Below are 17,749 nucleotides of genomic sequence, written 5' to 3'. Positions count from 1 at the left end.
AAATCATGAAAATTAAATCAGCAGTCCTAAGGGAAATGGGGATTGATCATCCCTATGTGGAAAGCAAGCCCATTCATATCGAAACATTGGAACTGGATCAACCACAGCGGGATGAGGTATTGATTGAAATCAAAGCAGCAAGTCTTTGCCATTCCGACTTATCTGTTATTAATGGCAGCAGACCACGTCCGTTGCCAATGGCGCTGGGTCATGAAGCATCCGGCATTGTCAGGGAAGTTGGGGAAGGTGTAACTGATTTGCAGTCAGGTGATCATATTGTTTGTGTATTTGTACCAAGTTGTGGTCATTGTGTTCCCTGTCAAGAGGGACGTCCAGCCTTATGTGAGCCTGCAGCTGAAGCAAATGGTGCAGGAACATTAATGAACGGCGGCGTTCGGTTGCATCATAAAGCAGAAGAAGTAAAGCATCACATTGGTGTTTCCGCTTTTTCCGAGTATGCAGTTGTCTCCAGGAATTCCTTAATCAAAGTGGATCAGGATATTTCATTCGAGCACCTGGCATTGTTTGGCTGTGCGGTTATTACTGGAGTAGGTGCAGTCGTCAATACAGCAAACATTAAATTGGGAAATACAGTTGCTATTGTAGGATTAGGTGGTGTCGGTCTGAGTGCATTACTTGGGGGGTATCAGCTGGTGCGAGTAGAATTGTCGCTGTTGATATTAATGAGGCAAAACTAAACCAGGCGAAAGAACTTGGGGCAACGGACACGTTTAATTCCAAGGATCCCGATGTTATAGAAATGATTCGTCAAGCAACGGATGGTGGACTAGATTATGTGTTTGAAACGGCTGGTGCGGTGCCTGCGATGGAAGTTGCCTACAACATCACAAAACGCGGAGGCACGACCGTCACAACCGGATTACCACATCCAGATCACCATTTCTCCTTTCCATATGTTAGTTTAACAGCGGAAGAGAAGACATTGAAAGGTTCCTATGTCGGCAGTTGCGTTCCGAGTCGGGATATTCCGCGGTTTATCAATTTATTTAAACAAGGTCGTTTACCGGTTGACAAGTTGCATTCGGATACCATTACCCTGGATGAAATTAATGAAGGGTTTGATAAGTTGGCTAGAGGAGAGTCATCGAGAATTATTATTAAGATGTGAGTTAGTGATAAAAGCATTATAAAATTTGCCTCGTAGCTGTTCTGCGGGGTATTTTTTATTAAATTCGTAGGCGTATGAAGTAAATTTGCCAGGAAAAGTTTAATTCATACTGAAACTTTATTGACAATTACTATTAGTCGTTATATGATATTTTATGTAATCGTTTACAAAAACTTTGGCAAAGGAGATGCTAGGTTTGGCAACTATTCAAGAGGTTGCAGCAAAAGCAAATGTATCAGTAGCAACCGTATCACGATATTTAAATAATCCTGATGTTGTAGCAAAAACAACAGCAGAAAAAGTTGAAGAAGCAATCAAGGCGTTGAATTATGAACCAAGCATATTAGGGAGAAATTTACGCAAGTCAGAGAGCAAGCTATTAATTGTATTAATTCCTAGTATTTCCAATCCCTTTTATACAGAAATTATAAATGGCATTGAAGACACTGCTATTGAGAAGGGCTATAATATACTGCTGTGCCAAACAGATTCCAATCCAAATCGGGAAGCCATTTATTTTAATTTAATCCGAAACCGATTGGCTGACGGTATCATTTCCATGGATCCAACCGTAAACCGGGATAAGCTGATTGAAATTTCTAAGGAGTATCCGCTTGTTCAGTGCAGTGAGTATGATGAAAATGGGATTATTTCATTTGTCACGATTAATAATGAGTTAGCTGCTTACCAGGCCGTACAGTATCTCACAAACATCGGTCACGAACGCATTGCCTTGATTAACTCCGACGAAAAATTTCTATATGCCCGTGAACGAAAACAGGGTTATCTGCGGGCAATGAAGGAATCAGGGATAAATCCTCATCCCAATTGGATCTTTACAACCGAGAATTTGGAGTTTGATAGTGGCAGACAAGCAATGAAGAATTTGCTCGGGCAAAATGAGCGGCCCACAGCCGTGTTTGCAGTATCTGATATTTTAGCGATTGGTGCATTAAAAGAAATTCATGCCAGTGAACTGAGCGTACCGAAAGACATAGCAGTGGTTGGCTTTGATAAAATTAATTTTTCCAACATGACTCACCCTACATTGACAACAGTTGCTCAGCCAATGTACCAGATGGGAAGCATGTCGGCAAATATGATCATTAATAAAATCAAAGGAAAGAAGACGGAGAGTATTATTCTGGATCATGAATTAGTTATTCGTGAATCTACCTAAATTTACTTAAGGTATTGAAATGAAAGATAAATTATATTATAATGATTTGTAATCGATTACAGTAACCGTTTACAAACATTTGGGAGGAGTTCATGTGAGGGCGAAAAAAAGATTGTTTTGTAGTCTTGGGGTTTTTTTACTGATTTTAGTACTTGGAGCTTGTAGTGGGGATTCAAATACAGGTGGTGATACCAGTAACTCTGATGGACAGGTAACAATCGTATATGCACGTGGAGTGGATACCAGGGGTGCAACGGATAAATTAATTAAAGCATTTGAAAAAAAACATCCGAACATCCATATAAAGTATCAAGAAATGCCTTCTGAATCAGGAGAACAACATGATCAATATGTAACTGCATTCAGTGCGAAAAGCTCAGAAATCGATGTGTTCGATGCAGATAACATTTGGCCGGCAGAATTTGCACAGGCAAACTACGCTATGAATTTGGACCGATTTATTGAGAGAGATGGAATTGATATGAACGATTATTTTCCAGGACCAGTCAAGGCAGGTTACTTCAAGGGAAAACAATGGGCAATGCCAAAATACACGGATGCTGGTGTCATGTTTTACCGGAAAGATATTGTAGATGACCCTCCGGAAACTTGGGATGAGTTCATTGAGCAGGCAAGCAAATATAAAGGTGAAAAAGGTACAAAGTATGGCTATTTAATGCAAGCTTCTCAATATGAAGGACTAATCACAAATGCAATTGAGTTCATCGGTGCCTATGGTGGGTCAATTCTGGATGAAAATCAAAACGTTGTGATCGATAGCCCTGAAACCGTCAAAGCGATTAAGAAGATGAAGGAAGTTGTCAATTCAGACATTGTTCCCGGAAATATCTTTAATTTTACCGAAATCGAAACAGAGTCTTCCTTTATCGAGGGAAATGCTGTCTTTGCCAGAGATTGGGTTTATTTACAATCATCAACAGAGGATGAGGAAAAGTCAAAAATTACTGGCGACGTCGACTTTACTACTATGCCCGCAGGAGATAAGGGGTCTGTTTCAGCACTTGGTGGATGGATGACGATGATCAATCGTTATACCGAGCATCCAGAAGAGGCTTGGGAATTTGTGAAATTCATGACCGGACCCGAAGGCCAAAAGATCTCGGCTGTTGACGGTGGAAATGCCCCAACATTAGCAGATTTATATAATGATAAAGAGGTGCAAAATGCTGGTGTGCTGTTCGGTGATCCTGAATTTGTGAAAATATTGGAAAACGCTGAACCAAGACCTGTTTCACCGATATATCCGAAACTCTCGGATATTATGCAAATCGAATTATCGAAAGCGCTAACCTGTGATATTACACCTGAAAAAGCAGCAAGCAACATGCAATTAAAAATGGAATCGGCGGTAAAGGATTAGCTGGATCTAATGAGGCAGGTTAGGAAACTACCATATATTCATTTGCAATAACAGCTAGAAAAAGGAGGGTTCATTGTTGAAAAAGCAGCGATTTCAGCTAAATGAAAAACAGCTTGGATATGCGTTCGTCCTACCATCACTTGTGTTGGTCTTTGTTGTCATATTATGGCCGGTTGCCCAGTCCTTTTGGAACAGTTTGTTTGACTATAGGTTAAATGACCCTGCACGATCTGAAAAAATGTTGGGTACGAATATTGATTTGGAAACATATGTTGACAATTATTATCTTCTGCAAGTTCAACTGGATGATTTAGCGGATACTCCAGAAGGAAAGCGGAATAAACAAACCCTTGAGTCAATTCAAAACGGTATAGAGAAATATCATAAGGAATTAATTAGTGATAAACAGATCAAGGATAAGGTTGACCAAGTCGATCAACTTTTAAAACAGTACAAGCCTGTTAGAGAATCTAAACTAAAATATCAGAAGTTGGATAAGGATTTTGCGTCAACGTACCGAAAAGCTTTGATTGATTATCAACATGATTTGGCGGAAATAGCCAATTCAAGCGATAAGGAGACAATAAAAACTAGTTTTCAGCAAACAGCGGATTTACTTGGTTCTTCCAGTGAATCCATACTAAAGCCGAATTTTATTGGCTTTGACAATTATCAAAAGTACTTTAAAGATAAGCGGATGTGGCAGTCATTGGGAAATACAACATTCATTACCATCATTTCTGTATTCTTTGAACTAGTTTTTGGTATGTTAATTGCTCTTTTGATTAATCGTACTTTTAAAGGCAGAGGATTTATCAGGGCCTCTGTATTGATCCCATGGGCAGTGCCTACTGCAGTTGCAGCCATGATGTGGGGATTTTTATATGATGGGCAGTCAGGGATTGTTGCTCATTATTTGGAAGTGTTACACATTATTCCAAGTTCTTCATGGCTTTTATCATCGGGAAGCGGCGGTTTATTTTCTGTTATTTTAGCTGATGTCTGGAAAACGACTCCATATATGGCCTTGCTAATTCTGGCTGGATTACAGACAATACCGGGATCCCTGTATGAGGCATCAAATGTGGATGGCGCTAATAAGTTTCAGCAGTTTTTCAAAATAACGTTGCCATTACTGAAATCTTCTATTCTAGTAGCTTTGTTATTCAGAACCTTGGATGCTTTTCGCGTATTTGACCTTATTTATGTTTTAACTGGTGGTGGGCCGGCAAACTCGACCGAATCAATATCTGTATACGCATATAAAACATTGTTTGCGCAACAAAACTTTGGAGAAGGTTCCACGCTATCAGTTATTGTCTTTTTATGTGTGGCGATAATTAGTTTTATTTACGTAAAATTAATTGGCTCAGATCTTTTTGCAGGACGAACAAAATAAGGAGGATGCCGAAAATGAATAAACGAGCAGGGATTGGCTTTTATGTTTTTTTAGTTATCTTTGTATTCTTGGTGATGTTTCCGTTTATTTGGGTGTTCTTAACATCTTTAAAACCGGTCGGAGAAATCTTCTCTTCATTTAATTGGTTTACGAAACACCCATCACTGGATTCATATGTGGCGGCTTTAACGCATCGGCCGTTAATGCGCTATATGATGAATAGTTTTGTTGTTTCTATCATTACAACGTTGCTATCCGTTGTGTTTGCGTCATTTACGGCATATGCACTAACAAGGTTGCCTATTAAAGGAAAAGGTCTCATACTGGGAATTGTTCTTGCAGCTTCAATGTTTCCACAAGTAGCAATTTTGTCACCTATGTTTAACCTTGTGACAGGACTTGGTTTACGAAACAGTTATATGGGATTAGTTATTCCATATATTACCATTAGTTTACCATTATCCATTTGGGTGCTATCTACATTTTTTCAAAAAATCCCGTATGAGTTGGAGGAATCAGCAAAGTTGGATGGTGCCAGTCCATTTCAAACGTTTAGAAAGGTTATTTTTCCATTAGCGGCACCCGGGGTATTTACAACAGCTATTCTTGCTTTTGTAGCTGCCTGGAATGAATATTTGTTTGCCCTGACGATTAACAGTAACGATGCTTGGCGGACCGTACCAGTTGGTATATCTATGTATACAAGCGAGTTTTCGATCCCATGGGGCGATATTTCCGCCGCCACCGTTATTGTGACCATTCCAATTGTAATTCTTGTGTTAGTTTTCCAACGAAGAATTGTATCCGGTTTAACGTCCGGTTCAGTTAAAGAATAGTTACTTGGAATACTTACGGAAAGACTGGCATAAAGAAAACAGGTGGGTATGCTGCAAGTTGCAGCTTAAGATTTAAACCTATATAAAAATTAACGAAGGATGATGAAGATATGAGTTCAAATGTAAATGTAGCAATCATTGGTTGTGGGGGGATTGCAAACGGCAAACATTTACCAAGTTTAAAACGATTACAGCAAGTTAATCTCGTTGCATTCTGCGATATAGAAGTGGAAAAAGCCGAACGCGCAGCAAAGGACTATGGCGTGAAGGATGCGGCCGTATATACTGATTATAAAGCGTTATTGGCGGATGCAAGTATTGATGTGGTTCATGTTTGTACCCCGAATAATTCCCATGCGGAGATTTCTATTGCTGCGTTGGAGGCAGGAAAGCATGTCATGTGTGAAAAACCGATGGCAAAAACAAGTGCAGAGGGGCAAGCAATGCTTGAGGCAGCGGAGAGAACTGGCAAAAAACTAACGATCGGTTATCAAAATCGTTTTCGTCAGGACAGTCAATATTTACACAATGTCTGCAAGCGTGGTGATTTGGGTGAAGTATATTATGCAAAAGCGCATGCAATCCGTCGTCGTGCCGTACCAACATGGGGAGTATTTTTGGATGAAGAAAAACAAGGGGGCGGACCGTTAATTGATATTGGAACACATGCATTAGACCTGTCATTATGGATGATGAACAATTATGAACCGAAATCCGTTATGGGATCAACCTTTCACAAATTAGGAAAAAGAGCGAATGCAGCCAACGCATGGGGACCATGGGATCCGGAAAAATTCAAAGTGGAAGATTCAGCCTTTGGTTTTATAACGATGAAAAATGGTGCTACGATTGTACTAGAAGCAAGTTGGGCGCTTAATTCGCTTGATGTAGATGAAGCGAAATGTTCGCTCTCTGGTACAGAAGGTGGGGCTGATATGAAAGACGGACTAAGAATTAATGGAGAAGAATTTGGCAAGCTGTATACAACCAACGTGGAACTGGATAACAGTGGAGTAGCTTTTTATGAAGGTGATACGGAGAGCGATGCAGAATTAGAGGCACGTTTGTGGATTGAGAGTATTATCAATGATACGGAACCTATAGTTAAGCCAAAAGAAGCACTAGTGGTTACGCAAATCTTAGAGGCTATCTACCAATCTGCCAAAACAGGTGAAGCGGTTTACTTCGATTAAAGGACCATGTCAGACAAAATGAGATAGAACACCGGAAATACGAACGTGGAGGAGTAATAACCATGAACATAACGGTATGGAATGAATATCGACATGAAAAAGAAAATGAAACAGTAAGAAATGTTTATCCGGATGGCATCCATCAAGTTATAGCGAACTTTTTAGAAGAGGCAGGGCATCATGTGAAAACCGCAACACTGGACGAACCGGAGCATGGATTAACAGAAGCAGTCTTATCTGAAACCGATGTACTTATCTGGTGGGGACACAAAGCACATGATGAAGTACGCGAAGAAATTGCGGAGCGGGTAAAGCAGCGGGTATTAGATGGAATGGGACTAATTGTCCTGCATTCTGGGCATTTTTCCAAGGTTTTTAAGAAATTGATGGGTACAACGTGTGACTTGAAGTGGCGTGAAGCGGGTGATAGGGAACGCTTATGGGTGGTGGATCCGACTCATCCTATTACAGAAGGGCTAAGTTCTTATTTGGAATTGGAACAAGAGGAAATGTATGGAGAACACTTTGATATTCCGGCACCAGATGAGTTGGTGTTTATCAGTTGGTTTGAAGGTGGCGAGGTATTTCGCAGTGGGGCTACATTTAAACGTGGCAATGGAAAAATATTTTACTTCAGACCGGGCCATGAAACTTACCCGACATATCACAAACCAGAAATTCAGCAAGTCATTCAAAATGCAGTGAAATGGGCAGCTAATCGCAATACGCCTAAACATGAGTACGGTAATGCCAAACCATTAGAAGAAATTTCAAAAAAGCGTTAAGCAGAAAAGATTGTTCAGTAGTTTGGAGATGGAAAAATGACGAAATTGAAAATGGGGATCATTGGAGCAGGCGGGATTGCGCAAAATCGGCATATCCCGGCATATCAAAGTCTTAGTGATACCGTTGATGTTGTTGCTGTTCAGGATGTTAATCCCGTAAATGCACAAGAAGCCGCGAAGAAATTCCAAATTCCCGAAGTCGTTGAAGATTATCACGACATGTTTCAGATGGTTGATGCAGTAACGATCTGCACGCCGAATAAGTTCCACGCAGAAATTTCAGTTGCGGCACTTGAAGCATGGGTACATGTTTTATGTGAAAAGCCAATGGCAATGACGGTAGATGAATGCGAGGCCATGATAGCTGCTTCCAGGAAATCCGGGAAACTATTATCGATTGCCTATCATTATCGCCATACCCAGGCAGCACGAACAGCCCAGGCAGCAATCAATGCCGGAGTTATCGGTGATCCGCTTGTGACAAGAGTTCAAGCATTACGACGACGAAAAGTACCCGGATGGGGCGTGTTTACGAATAAGGAATTACAGGGTGGCGGCAGTTTAATAGATTATGGCTGTCATCTACTGGATCTGTCCATGTGGCTACTTGGTGATTCGCAACCAGTTGAAGTCATGGGGAAAACCTATAATCGGCTAAGTAAAACACCAAATCAGCTCAATGATTGGGGGACATTCGATCACGAAACATTCGATGTCGATGATCACGTATCCAGCTATATTACCTTTGATGACGGGTCATCCCTTCAGTTCGAATGTTCCTGGGCCGCCAATATTAAAGAGGATACCCTACATTTGAGTATTTCTGGTGCTGATGGTGGATTGAATGTTTATCCATTTGAAATATACCAGCCCCGTTATGGAACGTTTATGACAGAACAGGCAAAGGCGGCACATGACGAGTGGGAGGCAGGACAACGGCAAGCGGCTAATTTTGTGAACAGTTGTCTGGGCTATGAATCATTAGTCGTCAAACCAGAGCAAGCAATGGAAGTTAGTAGAATCATTGAGGCTATCTATGCGAGCAGTGCAAGCGGTCACAGTGTCCGATTGTAAAAAATTTATCATCTTTAAGAGGAGTGATTTTCATGAGGTTGGGCGTATTTACTGTCCTATTTGCGGGGAAAACATTTGAAGAAATGCTGGATCATGTAAAAGATTCCGGACTGGATGCGGTGGAAATTGGTACCGGTGGGAATCCAGGAAATGATTTTTGCCCGCTTGACGAATTACTGGAAAGTGAAGATAAGCGGAAAACATATCTGGAGAAAGTCCATGAACGTGGATTAACGATCAGTGCATTCAGTTGTCATGATAACCCGATTTCTCCAAATAAAGAACAGGCAAAAAAAGCACATGAAACATTTGAAAAAACGGTTAAACTGGCCTCACTGATGAATGTACCAGTTGTTAATACATTTTCCGGTACACCAGGGTCTGATGAGGATGCCAAATATCCAAATTGGCCGGTAACTCCTTGGCCAACGGAATATTCCGAGGTTTTAAACTGGCAATGGGAAGAAAAGCTGATTCCTTATTGGAAAAAAGCTGGAAAATTTGCTGAGGATCACGGGGTTAAAATTGGGATCGAATTACATGCCGGTTTCCTGGTACATACCCCGTATACGATGCTAAAGCTTAGGGAAGCCACCAATGATGCAGTCGGTGCAAATCTTGATCCAAGCCATTTATGGTGGCAGGGTATTGATCCGGTTGCAGCAGTCAAAATTTTAGGGAAAGCGAACGCGATTCATCATTTTCATGCTAAAGATACGTATATCGATCAAGATAATGTTAACATGTATGGGTTAACAGATATGCAGCCATATGCTTCCGTACAAAGCCGGGCCTGGACATTTCGTTCGGTTGGGTATGGACATAGCTCCAAGGTGTGGTCTGATATCATTAGTGCGCTCCGCACGTATGGCTATGATTATGTGGTTAGTATCGAACACGAAGATCCAATCATGTCGATTGATGAAGGATTCAGTCAAGCTGTGAAAAATTTAAAAGCGGTGAACATTCGTGAATCTGCTGCTGATATGTGGTGGGCTTAAAAAATGAAGGCGCTATTCCTGGCGCCTTCATTTTTATATACTAATCAGCAGCCTCGGCCAAGATTAAAAGTAGGTTGGTTGAAATTCAGTTACCCCACAATGATGTTTAATAAAAGTGTCATAGCCAATCCAACCAAGCCAACGATGGATTGTATGATAGTGATTGTTTTAAACGTTTCCCCCATCGTCATACCGAATGATTCTTTTACCAGCCAAAAGCCACCATGATTCGCATAGTTAAAGAATAATGATCCGGATCCGACTGCTACTGTCAATAGTGCTGTGTTAATACTTGGGTCAGCAGCTACTAGTGGGGCTAAGAGGCTTGTTGATCCAACGATTCCCACTGTAGCGGATCCAGTGGACACAGATAATAACGCCGCAACGACCCACCCCAATGCAATAGCTGAAAGGGAGAAACCGGAAGCCAAATGTACGATCGCTTCGCCAACACCTGAATCCTCCAATACCTGTCCAAATGCACCCCCGCCAGCGATAATCAACAAAATTCCAGCAATTGGCTTAAGGCTTGATCCGAGTGAATTGCGAATTTGTTTTGTATCTGTACCACGAGCGTATCCAAGCATAATGCCAGCACACCGATTAACATGGCAATGACAGGGCTGCCAAGGAATTCAGCGACCCGATAAAACGCATTATCCTCTGAAAGAAAAATCCCTGCAATTGCATGTAACAGCATCATGATAACCGGAATTACAATAGCGCCGAAAGCAGTTGTTATCGGTATTGGTGCTTTTGTTTGATTGGTTTCTTGGTTCGTCGTGTATTGATCAAGCAAGTCTTTGTTCGGTTTTACTGTCATGCTTGGGGTGATGAATTTACCATATACCGGCCCTGCAAGAATGACGGCAGGAATGGCACAAATAAAACCATAAATCATTGTCATACCCAAGTTAGCGTTGAAAGCCCCGATAGCAATAAGCGGGCCTGGATGAGGCGGCACCATCCCATGCATGGTAGCCAGAGCAGCAATAACTGGAACTCCAATGGAAACATAAGCTGATCCTTTCACACTGCCTTGTTGTTCCAGTTTGCTGGCAACAGTAAAGATGAGCGGCAATAACATAATTAGTCCAACCTCAAAAAACATGGGAATACCGATAATAAATGCAGTCAAGGTCATAAGCCACGGAAGACTTCGGGGATTCGAACCATTTAGAATAACAGAGGCAATTCGGTCACTTGCTCCAGAGTCTGCCAATAGTTTACCAAGCATAGCACCTAGCGCAATGGTGAGCCCCGTTTCGCCAAGTGTAGAGCCCGCCCCCTCCTCAATTGATTCAGCAACTTTATCAATCCCCAGGCCTGATGTCAGTCCAACTCCCACAGATATAATCAATAGTGCCAAGAGTGGATGCATCTGCAGTTTTGAGGTAATTAGGGCTATAAGAAGCAGTATGCCACATACTGTGATAATAAGTAGTTGTATATCATGTCCAGTCATAAAATATCCCCTTTGCAATATGAATAACAATTTTTGCTAGTAGAAAAAAGGCTCTTAACCAAAATCTATGGTTGACAGATTGGATGTAATTTTGATTTATGCGATCGCTACGGAAAAACACTACGCTTTCCGTGGGCTTGTCCTCAGCCTCCTCGAAAAAGAAGATCGCTTTTTCTGCGGGGTCTTCACACTGCGCATTCCCACAGGAGTCTCCGTGTTTTCCTCCGCTAGCGAGTTTATCATCACCATTTTTATTCATTAATTTCAACCATAGATTTTTGTGCTGCCCCAGAAGATTTTTGTGCTGCCCCAGAAAAAATACTACTAATTCTCTTCCGTGTAAGGTGTAGTCTCCCACATTTATTGATTAATCTTATCATAATATGTAATAAATCCCCAAAAATTTTGTCGATATCTTGATATTTTAACAAATAATTTAATTCTTCTACATTTCATGGATGTTTGAAAACTCCCGGATTAAAAATAAAAAGCTGTCCGGAGCATTTCCGGACAGCTTGACAAAGGAAGCAAAGGACTAATACAAGTTATCCTTCCTCCAATTTGTGACCTTTAACTTTTTATTTTTTGCCATACTTCTTCTTCGTCTAATAGAACACCCACCAGACCGGTTTGTAGCTGCTATTATCTGTTACTTAAGCGTCCACCGATTAAGCGGAGGATTTTGCTTTTCTTAGCGGGATAAGACTTGCTTGATTTTATCTATCGCCCAGTCAAGCTCTTCCTGGTTAATAACAAGTGGCGGTGCAAAACGGATGGTATTTTCATGCGTTTCCTTACATAATACACCGACTTCTTTTAAAGCTTCACAGAAAGAACGAACCGGCTTGTTAAATTCTACTCCGATAAATAAACCACGAGCACGAACTTCTTGTAGTTCTGGATTATTAATTTCCTTTAATGCATTGGCAAAGTATTCTCCCAGTTCAAGTGATTTTTCAGCAAGTTTTTCTTCCTCAATCACATCGATTGCTGCCAACGACACGGCACAAGCCAATGGATTTCCTCCGAATGTTGAACCATGAGACCCGGGTGTGAAGACATCCATAATATTTTTGTTCGCTGCAATGGCAGACACTGGCATCACACCGCCACCTAGTGCTTTACCCATCACATAGATATCCGGAACGACATTTTCCCAATCACAGGCAAACATTTTCCCCGTACGTGCAAAGCCGGTTTGCACCTCGTCAGCAATGAATAGAACATTGTTTTCTGTACAGATGTCACGAACTTCTTTTAAAAATCCTTCAGGCGGAATGATGATGCCGGCTTCTCCTTGAATTGGTTCAACAATAACTGCAGCGGTATTTGGCGTAATTGCTTCCCGAATTGCATCAGCATTGCCATATGCTACCTTGTTTATTCCAGGGATAAATGGACCATAGTTTTTGGTTGCATCTGGGTCATTGGATAAAGAAATGGCATGTAATGTCCGACCATGAAAATTCCCGTTCGCCGCGATAACTTCGGCTTTATTATCCTCTACACCCTTGACCTCATATGCCCAGCGACGAGCTGCTTTGATTGCTGTTTCAACTGCTTCCACGCCTGTATTCATTGGTAAAACCTTGTCTTTTCCAGTCAATTCCGCAACCCGTTTTGTCCATGGTCCAAGCAATTCATTATGGAATGCTCGGGAGGTTAACGTCACTTTATCTGCTTGGTCTTTTAATGCTTGAATAATTTTCGGATGACGATGACCTTGGTTTACAGCGGAGTAACAACTTAACATATCCATATACTTGTTGCCCTCAGGGTCTTTTACCCAAACACCTTCAGCTTCCGAAATAACGATGGGAAGTGGATGGTAGTTGTGTGCACCATATTGCTCAGTTTGTTTGATGATATCTGCTGATTTGGCAGTTGTTTGCGTCATCATTTCTCCTCCTTGAAAATCTTGTTTCCGATTTGTAGCGAAAAGGAATCACTATTATATATGCAAATCTCATGCCAAGTTTTCCGGAAGTGTTTTTTATATCATTTTACCTTCCAATTAGTATCATATCAATAGTATCATATCAACGTTCATTGGTTTGCTTACCGACTTTTATTCCACCCACTGCAATAATGGGGGTGCAATAATATTTTGCAGTTACTGTATACGGGTGCCATTTCATTTTGCACTTTTGCTTGTATTTTATTAAACTATAGATTAGGATAATACGTTTGGGGATGACGAATCATGCGGGATAAGCAATCAATTGACATGAACAAATTGTATGAGCGGTTAATCAATGAAGTAGATGTTGGTATTCACGTGATTAATCAACAAGGTAAAACCATTGTCTATAATAAAAAAATGATGGAAATTGAATCCATGGCAAGTGATGATGTATTAAACAAAAACCTGCTGGATGTCTTTCAGTTTCACGACAAACAACGGAGTACACTCGTAAATGCGTTAAAGACTGGTAAAGTTACAAGGCAGGTAAAACAAACATATTTCAATAATAAGGGAAAAGAAATCACGACCATTAATGATACGTTTCCGATCGAGCAACATGGTGAAATAATTGCAGCAGTCGAAATCGCTAAAGACGTGACACAACTGGAAAGAATGATCAAAGAAAACGTGCTCCGTAAACAAAATAGCAAATTTACGTTTGACCAGATTATCGGAGAAAGTGAACCAATGCAGGCAATCATTGAAGAAGCAAAGCGGGCAACGAGAACATCGTCATCGGTGTTAATTATTGGCGACACTGGAACAGGAAAGGAACTATTTGCCCAAAGCATCCACAATGGCAGTCATCGTTCAAGCGGACCGTTTATTTCACAAAACTGTGCTGCGATCCCTGATAGTCTAATGGAAGGATTGTTGTTTGGTACCAAAAAGGGTGCCTTTACCGGTGCAGTCGACAGGCCAGGCTTATTTGAACAAGCGGATGGCGGAACACTGCTTTTGGATGAGATTAATTCACTGGCCCCGGCACTACAGGCAAAGTTATTACGGGTGATCCAGGAGAAAACAATTCGGCGTGTCGGTGATATGCATGATAAAAAAATTGACGTACGGATTATTGCCACAATGAATGAGGATCCGATTGATGCTGTCAATCAGAACCGTTTACGTCGGGATTTGTATTATCGATTGAGTGTCGTCACTCTATTGATTCCGCCGCTTCGCGAACGAAAAGACGACATTTGGCTGTTAATTGACCATTTTATCAATAAGTATAATGCGTTGTTTCAAATGAATATAAAAAAGGTCAGTAACGCTGCCAAAACTATGCTTTATCAACATGACTGGCCCGGTAATGTCCGGGAATTAGAACATACGATTGAAGGAACGATGAATTTGATTATGGACGAAGATGTCATTAATGTGCATAATCTGCCTGTAAGTTTTCGGAAAAGATACCCTCGTGACGAAAAGCAAGCAAAACCAATTGTCATTGGTACAGGCGATTTGGCTAACAGTGAGGAGATAAAACCATTAAGTAAAAAAATGGATGAGGTAGAAAAGGCATACGTCCAACGGGCTTTGGCCGAAAATAACGATAACGTTTCCCAAGCTGCAAAAAAACTTGGCATCAGTAGACAGAGTTTGCAATATCGGATGAGGAAGTATGGAATTTAATTGTTTGGACTAAACAGGTGGGAAAATTTCACCTGTTTTTTCTAAAAATCACCAAAAATGCGATAAACTAATAATTGACAATTCATACACCTTGTCATAATATTAACTTTAATAAATTTGCAATAATTATTCATGTTGTGGGGGATGAAGTTGTGCAAAAACAAATAAATTTTTGGTGGTCTTTGATACCGCTTACAGTTATGGTTGTCGCAATGATTTTAAGTGTTGTCATCTTTGAACAGGATCCACATATACCGTTAGCCATCGGTACTGCTGTTGCTGCCTTGGTTGCTTGGAAGTTTGGTTATAAGTGGAAACAACTAGAAGAAATGATGTACAAAGGAATCAAGCTAGCGTTACCGGCTGTTATTATCATTATGCTAGTAGGGATCACCATTGGCGCCTGGATTGGTGGCGGTATTGTTGCGACAATGGTTTATTATGGATTGGAAATTATCTCGCCATCTATCTTTCTAGTTACGATCGTGGTTATCTGTGGTATTGTTTCACTTGCCATTGGTAGCTCTTGGGCGACGATGGGGACCATTGGAGTGGCAGGGATGGGGATTGGTCTCAGTATGGGAATCCCTGCAGCAATGGTTGCCGGTGCAGTTATCTCGGGAGCCTATTTTGGTGATAAAATGTCGCCACTATCTGATACGACGAACTTGGCATCTGGATTAACGCATACAAACTTATTTGATCATATTAAGCACATGTTTTATACGACAATCCCCGCTTTGATTATTGCCCTGATCGCTTTCGGCTTTCTTGGAAAAAACTTTGGTGCGAATAAAATTAATTCCGCCGACATTCAGCAAACGCTTGTTGATTTGCAGAACAATTTTGTGATTTCGCCTTACCTGTTGATTGTTCCGCTGTTGGTTATTGTATTAGTAGCTATGAAGGTGCCTGCTGTTCCTGCCCTTGCTGTCGGGATTGTGTTCGGCTTTTTATCACAAATTGTAGTGCAAGGGGAATCGATCGCAAGTGCTTTGGGCGCATTACAAAGCGGATATGTATTGGAATCGTCAAACGAGCTGGTTAATGAATTATTTAATCGCGGGGGACTTCTCTCTATGATGGACACGGTAGCCATGACCATTGTCGCGATGACATTTGGCGGTATACTTGAATTTTCCGGTATGCTAAAATCGATTATGGATCAATTGATGAAACTGGTAAAATCAACAGGTTCTTTAATTGCTTCAACGATCGGTGCTTGTTTTCTGACCAATGCAACGTGCTCGGAACAATATATTTCTATCATTGTTCCAGCGCGAATGTTCTCCAAAACATATACTGCAAAAGGATTACATTCGAAAAACTTGTCACGTTCATTAGAAGATGGTGGAACATTAACGTCGGTATTTGTGCCTTGGAATACGTGTGGTGTTTTTATTTACGGAACTTTGGGAGTGCACGCATTTGCTTATGCACCATACGCCATTCTGAATTATACTGTACCACTTGTTGCCTTAGTGCTTGCCTATACTGGTTTTTCGATTGTTAAAATTTCCAAAGAAGAAAAGGAAAAAATGCTTGTTTTGCATGAAAATTCAAATGACGAACAAGCTGTAATTTAGATATGTGTCGATGGAAGGAAGATTGGGTGATGGATGAAATGGTAGCTGAATATAGAGACAAAGAAATAGCAAATGGTACACTAAGCGGTGGGTATGCCTATACGATTCGATATTTAACAATGGAGGACCTGCCACAGGTTAAATGGTTGCAAGATAAAGCTAAAAATAAATTTCTACAACTTTTGACTGATGAAGAATTTACGTTCATTTTAAACGGCAATGGTTTTATGATTGGAGTGTTTGTAGAGGAAAAGTTAATCGCTTTCCGCGCCATGCTGATCCCGGAATTGGATGAGGAACATCTTGGCATCGATATTGGACTGAAACAAGAGGATTTGCCTAAAGTGATGTATTCTGAGGTATCATGTGTTGATCCGGCATTTCGTGGTAATCATCTGCAAACAATGATGGGTGAATTATGTTTTGAACGGGTAGATACGGAAAAATTTCAGTATATCTGTACAACAGTTGCACCACATAATATCCCAAGTATTAAGGATAAACTTGCATTGGGAATGGAAATTGTTGGTCTCAAAGAAAAATACGGCGGTAAACTGCGGTATATTTTAATGAAACAACTTTCCGTCGCGGGTCAGAATTCGGATATTAATGAAGAAGTCGAAATAGAAATGGGCGATATTGCCGGACAGCAGAAATTGCTTGAAGAGGACTTTAGTGGGGTGGCTATAGCTGAAAAAGCAGGAGAATGGATGGTTTTGTATCGGAAAAAGAAGTGAGGTTCAAGTGCGGGATCATTGAAAAGAACGCGTTACTTTATTTTGTGAAGGTTCGGGCGCAAAGTTGATCGGGAACTCACAAAAGTTGATCGAACAGGGCACAAAGTTGATCGGGAACTCACAAAAGTTGATCGAACAGGGCACAAAGTTGATCGGGAACTCACAAAAGTTGATCGAGCAGGGCGCAAAGTTGATCGAGGACTCGCAAAAGCTGATCGAGAGCCCATGAAAGTTGATCGAGCTGGATCAGAATTGATGAGTGAGCCCATAAAAGTTGACTTCGTGGACATAAAATCCTATCAAATTGGTAGTATTTTTTTCGGTGATCTTTCACATATAAGGGAATTTTTACTTGTAACATTATTGCCGACCCCGCATATAA

Annotated in this window: 13 protein-coding genes and 2 pseudogenes; 12 read left to right on the top strand and 3 right to left on the bottom strand. The window is 40.9% G+C overall.

The annotated features are described in order from the left end of the window. Nucleotides 1–5 precede the first annotated feature (5 nt). The 9 genes and pseudogenes from ABRT01_RS01255 to ABRT01_RS01215 all read left to right on the top strand — a co-directional run bounded on the left by ABRT01_RS01255 (nucleotide 6) and on the right by ABRT01_RS01215 (nucleotide 9,978). Nucleotides 6–1,129 (top strand): annotated as a pseudogene (locus ABRT01_RS01255) (zinc-dependent alcohol dehydrogenase family protein). 196 nt (nucleotides 1,130–1,325) lie between these two features. Continuing rightward, nucleotides 1,326–2,309 (top strand): LacI family DNA-binding transcriptional regulator, encoded by a 984-nt coding sequence (locus ABRT01_RS01250; protein ID WP_269411623.1) that lies wholly within the window; start codon nucleotides 1,326–1,328, stop codon nucleotides 2,307–2,309. Nucleotides 2,310–2,403: 94 nt separating this feature from the next. Continuing rightward, complete coding sequence (locus ABRT01_RS01245; protein WP_269411624.1) at nucleotides 2,404–3,690, top strand: ABC transporter substrate-binding protein; 1,287 nt, start codon at nucleotides 2,404–2,406, stop codon at nucleotides 3,688–3,690. 73 nt (nucleotides 3,691–3,763) lie between these two features. Further along, the gene (locus tag ABRT01_RS01240) at nucleotides 3,764–5,089 is read left to right on the top strand and encodes a carbohydrate ABC transporter permease (protein ID WP_483101409.1); all 1,326 of its coding nucleotides are present in this window, start codon (nucleotides 3,764–3,766) and stop codon (nucleotides 5,087–5,089) included. Between the two features lie 14 nt (nucleotides 5,090–5,103). Continuing rightward, nucleotides 5,104–5,925: a carbohydrate ABC transporter permease gene (locus ABRT01_RS01235; RefSeq protein WP_269411626.1), complete on the top strand. Its 822-nt coding sequence runs from the start codon at nucleotides 5,104–5,106 to the stop codon at nucleotides 5,923–5,925. 110 nt (nucleotides 5,926–6,035) lie between these two features. Beyond that, a complete protein-coding gene (locus tag ABRT01_RS01230; RefSeq protein WP_269411627.1) occupies nucleotides 6,036–7,118 on the top strand; it encodes a Gfo/Idh/MocA family protein in 1,083 nt (360 codons plus the stop codon). A 62-nt stretch (nucleotides 7,119–7,180) separates the two neighbouring features. Beyond that, nucleotides 7,181–7,903, top strand: a complete 723-nt coding sequence (locus ABRT01_RS01225) for a ThuA domain-containing protein (protein WP_367746127.1) — start codon at nucleotides 7,181–7,183, stop codon at nucleotides 7,901–7,903. Nucleotides 7,904–7,939: 36 nt separating this feature from the next. Next, nucleotides 7,940–8,977 carry a Gfo/Idh/MocA family protein gene (locus tag ABRT01_RS01220; RefSeq protein ID WP_367746126.1) on the top strand — a complete coding sequence of 346 codons (1,038 nt, stop codon included), beginning with the start codon at nucleotides 7,940–7,942 and terminating at the stop codon, nucleotides 8,975–8,977. 32 nt (nucleotides 8,978–9,009) lie between these two features. Beyond that, on the top strand, nucleotides 9,010–9,978 hold the full coding sequence (locus tag ABRT01_RS01215) for a sugar phosphate isomerase/epimerase family protein (RefSeq protein WP_269411630.1): 969 nt from the start codon (nucleotides 9,010–9,012) through the stop codon (nucleotides 9,976–9,978). A gap of 89 nt (nucleotides 9,979–10,067) precedes the next feature. On the opposite strand, the pseudogene ABRT01_RS01210 reads toward ABRT01_RS01215, so the two are convergent. From ABRT01_RS01210 to ABRT01_RS01200, 3 genes and pseudogenes are all read right to left on the bottom strand, one after another. After that, nucleotides 10,068–11,359, bottom strand: a pseudogene (locus ABRT01_RS01210) (GntT/GntP/DsdX family permease). 70 nt (nucleotides 11,360–11,429) lie between these two features. Beyond that, nucleotides 11,430–11,702, bottom strand: coding sequence for a hypothetical protein (locus ABRT01_RS01205; RefSeq protein ID WP_367746125.1), 273 nt, complete (start codon nucleotides 11,700–11,702; stop codon nucleotides 11,430–11,432). Nucleotides 11,703–12,134: 432 nt separating this feature from the next. Further along, nucleotides 12,135–13,340: an ornithine--oxo-acid transaminase gene (locus ABRT01_RS01200; protein WP_367746123.1), complete on the bottom strand. Its 1,206-nt coding sequence runs from the start codon at nucleotides 13,338–13,340 to the stop codon at nucleotides 12,135–12,137. A gap of 306 nt (nucleotides 13,341–13,646) precedes the next feature. Between ABRT01_RS01200 and ABRT01_RS01195 the strand changes: the two genes are divergently transcribed. The 3 genes from ABRT01_RS01195 (at nucleotide 13,647) to ABRT01_RS01185 (ending at nucleotide 17,367) form a co-directional block, all read left to right on the top strand. Beyond that, nucleotides 13,647–15,044: a sigma-54 interaction domain-containing protein gene (locus ABRT01_RS01195; protein ID WP_269411633.1), complete on the top strand. Its 1,398-nt coding sequence runs from the start codon at nucleotides 13,647–13,649 to the stop codon at nucleotides 15,042–15,044. A 152-nt stretch (nucleotides 15,045–15,196) separates the two neighbouring features. Then, nucleotides 15,197–16,630 (top strand): Na+/H+ antiporter NhaC, encoded by a 1,434-nt coding sequence (nhaC, locus tag ABRT01_RS01190; protein ID WP_269411634.1) that lies wholly within the window; start codon nucleotides 15,197–15,199, stop codon nucleotides 16,628–16,630. Between the two features lie 29 nt (nucleotides 16,631–16,659). Next, nucleotides 16,660–17,367: an N-acetyltransferase gene (locus ABRT01_RS01185; protein WP_367746121.1), complete on the top strand. Its 708-nt coding sequence runs from the start codon at nucleotides 16,660–16,662 to the stop codon at nucleotides 17,365–17,367. The last annotated feature ends 382 nt before the right edge of the window (nucleotides 17,368–17,749 follow it).

This window comes from Lentibacillus sp. L22, from assembly GCF_040812445.1.
Lineage (GTDB): Bacteria > Bacillota > Bacilli > Bacillales > Amphibacillaceae > Lentibacillus_C > Lentibacillus_C daqui.
The sequence above is the reverse complement of the archived record's forward strand: the minus strand, read 5'-3'. Positions and strand labels throughout refer to the sequence as shown.

Bases quoted from the DNA above. Each gene is read 5' to 3' on its own strand.
- ABRT01_RS01235 (WP_269411626.1), top strand. From the start codon at position 5,104: ATGAATAAACGAGCAGGGATTGGCTTTTATGTTTTTTTAGTTATCTTT.
- ABRT01_RS01230 (WP_269411627.1), top strand. From the start codon at position 6,036: ATGAGTTCAAATGTAAATGTAGCAATCATTGGTTGTGGGGGGATTGCA.
- ABRT01_RS01225 (WP_367746127.1), top strand. From the start codon at position 7,181: ATGAACATAACGGTATGGAATGAATATCGACATGAAAAAGAAAATGAA.
- ABRT01_RS01220 (WP_367746126.1), top strand. From the start codon at position 7,940: ATGACGAAATTGAAAATGGGGATCATTGGAGCAGGCGGGATTGCGCAA.
- ABRT01_RS01215 (WP_269411630.1), top strand. From the start codon at position 9,010: ATGAGGTTGGGCGTATTTACTGTCCTATTTGCGGGGAAAACATTTGAA.
- ABRT01_RS01205 (WP_367746125.1), bottom strand. From the start codon at position 11,702: ATGAATAAAAATGGTGATGATAAACTCGCTAGCGGAGGAAAACACGGA.
- ABRT01_RS01200 (WP_367746123.1), bottom strand. From the start codon at position 13,340: ATGACGCAAACAACTGCCAAATCAGCAGATATCATCAAACAAACTGAG.
- ABRT01_RS01195 (WP_269411633.1), top strand. From the start codon at position 13,647: ATGCGGGATAAGCAATCAATTGACATGAACAAATTGTATGAGCGGTTA.
- ABRT01_RS01185 (WP_367746121.1), top strand. From the start codon at position 16,660: ATGGATGAAATGGTAGCTGAATATAGAGACAAAGAAATAGCAAATGGT.